This window comes from Pedobacter sp. 01N416 (assembly GCF_056399685.1).
In genome coordinates, this window is sequence record NZ_JBFTRT010000526.1 from 1 (window position 1) to 3,533 (window position 3,533).

General features: G+C 43.1%; 3 protein-coding genes. All 3 read left to right on the forward strand.

All coding sequences use genetic code 11. The features are described from left to right. The first annotated feature begins 120 nt into the window (after window positions 1-120). Entirely contained in the window at window positions 121-597 is a 477-nt protein-coding gene (locus tag AC1DND_RS22875; RefSeq protein WP_477584900.1) for a hypothetical protein, read from the forward strand. Between the two features lie 6 nt (window positions 598-603). Continuing rightward, window positions 604-1,743 (forward strand): type II secretion system F family protein, encoded by a 1,140-nt coding sequence (locus tag AC1DND_RS22880; protein WP_477584901.1) that lies wholly within the window; start codon window positions 604-606, stop codon window positions 1,741-1,743. A 171-nt stretch (window positions 1,744-1,914) separates the two neighbouring features. Then, the coding region (locus AC1DND_RS22885; protein WP_477584902.1) for a hypothetical protein at window positions 1,915-3,533 on the forward strand (1,619 nt) is incomplete at its 3' end.

Consider the following 3,533-nt stretch of genomic DNA (forward strand, 5'->3'; position numbering starts at 1 on the left):
GTGTGGATTATGAACTGATCTGCAGTGAAAGTGATATCCAGGGCATGTCGCGGCTGGAGATCAGGGCGAGCGAGCGGGGAAGGTCCTTGGGCAGTCTAAAATGTTTATTAAGCGGTGATAATGGAAAAGGGGAAGATTGAGGCCTATACACTGATGGAAATCGCAGTGTCCATGCTGCTGGCAGGGCTCTGTATCAGCATCTGTTATATGGCCTATGGGCTGATCGGGAATTATTTTAGTGCCTTTGAAAAAAAGAACAATAGTGTACAGCTCGTGCTTGGCCTGCAGCGGGCGATGGGCAGGGACATTGATCAGGGCAGGGTTTTGCTAAGGACTGCTGATGGTTTTGAAGTGCGTCAGGACAGTATCCTGGTCCGCTACCGTTTCGGTGGCGGGGTAATCAGCCGGGAGGTGGAAGGCTTGAGAACAGACAGTTTTGTGTTTGCGCCGACAGAAGTAGGTTTTCGTTTTGAAGGCCGGGAGGCTGTTGAAGGAGATACGGTTGACCAGGTGGGCTTTGTGCTCGGCCTGGAAAAAGGAGGAAAAGTGCCCATGGTATTTAAAAAGTTTTACAGTGCCCAGGATTTATTCAGATAATCAGCTATGGCATCAATAGATATATCGGCGTACGGAAAAAAGAACAGACCAAAGGCAAAGCCTGGGGGTAATGGGCTATTGGAGCTGCTGGGCAAGGATATTTCCTTTGGTGATGGCCAGCTCAGTGACCGAAAAAAAGAAGGTTTTTACAATGAGCTGGGCACGCTGATCCGTTCGGGAATTGATCTCCGATCGGCTTTGGAGCTTACTGCGGGATCCTATACCAATAAAAAGGATATGGCGCTTTTTGCTTCGGTGCTGCAGCAGGTGATCAGCGGAAAATCCCTTTCCGAAACGATGCAGGGAGAAAAGAAATTCAGTGCCTATGAGTTTTACAGTATCAGGATCGGGGAGGAAACCGGAAGGCTGGCTGAGGTGCTGGGTGAACTGGCGAAATACTACAGGGCCAAGATCAGCCAGCGCAGGAAGATCATAGGGGCAATCACCTATCCGCTGCTGGTCCTGGTGACTTCGTTTGCCGCGGTATTTTTTATGATCAAGTTTGTGGTACCGATGTTTGCCGATGTTTTTAAACGTTTTGGTGGAAAACTGCCTTATCTGACCTCGTTGATTGTTAGTTTTTCAGACTGGTTCGACCGTTATATCTACCTGATGCTCGGCATCATTGTACTGATGGTGGTACTGGTCCTGGTGAACCGGAAAATGCCTTGGTTCAAGAAGTATAGTGCGCTGACGCTGCTGCGGATCCCGGTGGTGGGTGAGATTACCAAGAAGATCTACCTGGCACAGTTTGCCAATACGATGAGGCTGCTGACCGAGACCAATACCCCATTGCTTCAGGCACTGGAACTGGTGCGGCAGATGATTACTTTTTATCCGGTGGAACAGTCGCTCAGGCTGGCCCAGGGGGATATCCTGTTGGGCAGCAGTCTGTCAACAGCATTGTCCAAATATGATTTTTATCCGGTAAAGTTTATCCAGATGATCCGTATAGCGGAAGAGGTGAACAAGCTGGAGCACTTCTTTGAGCAGCTGTCCCAGCAGTATACCGAGGAAGTGGAATATAAGACCAATGCGATCAGCGGACTGCTGGAGCCTTTGATCATTATCTTTCTAGGCCTGGTGGTTGGGGTAATCCTGATCGCAATGTACCTGCCCATGTTCCAGATGAGCAGTACTTTTTAAAATATTAGTCGCCAAAAAAAGTCATCACTCCAGAAGCTCAGTTCGTCACTTGATTCCGATCGTTCGTCAAAAAGATTTAATAATTTTTTAACAGTAGCCTATCTTTAAAATGAAGATTTTATAAATACCAATGGATAGTATGATGTAGTAGTAACTATCGTCAACTAACTTTTGGCAAAATTATACCAATCCATTATTCTAAAAATAGGAAATATGCTAAAAAACCTCTCAACACTGTTGCTGATTTTCAGCTCTTTTGTTTTTCGCGTACATGCACAATTTGGAACTGCCTCAGTAATGCCGCCGGGCCCCGAGGCAGCTGCACTTTCAAAATATGCTGATGTTCCTGTTAGTTATTATAGCGGTAAACCCGAAATCGACATTCCACTGTATACACTAAAATCGGGAGATATATCAGTGCCATTGTCAATTTCTTACTATACATCCGGCGTCAAAGTCGAAGATCCGTCTACCTGTTTAGGTGTGGGCTGGGTAATTAACTCTGGTGGCGTGATCTCAAGATCAATCCGCGGTAGTTCTGATGGCGTTGGTACCAATGTTAATAATGGATTGCCAATTGCCTCGTCAACTACGGTTGCTGATTATATTACAATCTCCAATTTGGCGGCGACACCTTACCCAAGTATCGAGCCCGATATCTTTTACTATAATTTTGCAGGATATTCGGGATCTTTTTACTTAAAGGGCGATAAAGTGCTCCTAAAAAAAGCTGCAGATATAAAGATAGAACCCATTATTGTCGTAAATCAAGCTATTCAAGGCTTTATTGTAACTACCAAAAATGGTACCCGATATTATTTTCGACATGGAGCAGCAAGCGCGGGTGCGATTGATACAACTGAATGGTTTTTAACTAAAATTGAGGACTTTAATAATACGCACACTATAAATTTTGAGTACAACAACAGCGGGAATGATTTTGTTGTGCCACCGAAAAATTCAAAATTCTATTATTTTTTTGGTCAATCCCCTGTTCCGCATCAAATATTTAATACTCCTGGAGTAATGTGGCATAATGACAATACAGGGCCGGTTATTAGTAAAATCTACACATCTGAACACGATTCTATCAGTTTCACATTTAAAAATCTTATATACGATGAGGTTGTCAGCGGCACACATACGGCGCTCGATAAAATGTTTGTTTATAATTCAAAGAAAGAAGAAGTAAAGGCTTTCAAATTTGTATCAAATAACATCAAAACAATAAAGCCTTATTCAACGGTAGGATATGGATATCCTCTTACAAATTACGACTACGCTGTCAACTATAGATTGTATCTTGATGGGTTAAGCGAGTTAGGTGAAAATGGAGCAGAAATTAAACATCGCTTTGAATATTTCGGTCGTAGTGTTTACAACACTGATTCTCTTCCAAGCAGATTATCACTTGGTCAGGATATGGGTGGCTTTTACAATGGAATAGACACTAATCAAACGCTTATTCCAACTTATCATGATGCACTTAACCCCATGATTGTAGATGTTGGGACTGTTGGATCGCCGGGCGCTGTAGATCCTGCTTATCCATATGATGTAGTATACATACCTGGAGCCAACAGAGAAATTGATTTTAATTACCTAAAAATGGGTACACTCAAATCTATTCAATATCCAACTGGGGGTAAAACTGAATTTTATTTCTCGCAACAGGCTTTTCCGGCGACCGGTCTGCCATATTGGGGATTAAAAATTGATATGATAAAATATCTTGATCAGAATAATAATTTATTACGCAAGAAAAGATATGAATATTTGAACGGTAGTTC

Bases quoted from the DNA above. Each gene is read 5' to 3' on its own strand.
- AC1DND_RS22880 (WP_477584901.1), top strand. From the start codon at position 604: ATGGCATCAATAGATATATCGGCGTACGGAAAAAAGAACAGACCAAAG.
- AC1DND_RS22875 (WP_477584900.1), top strand. From the start codon at position 121: ATGGAAAAGGGGAAGATTGAGGCCTATACACTGATGGAAATCGCAGTG.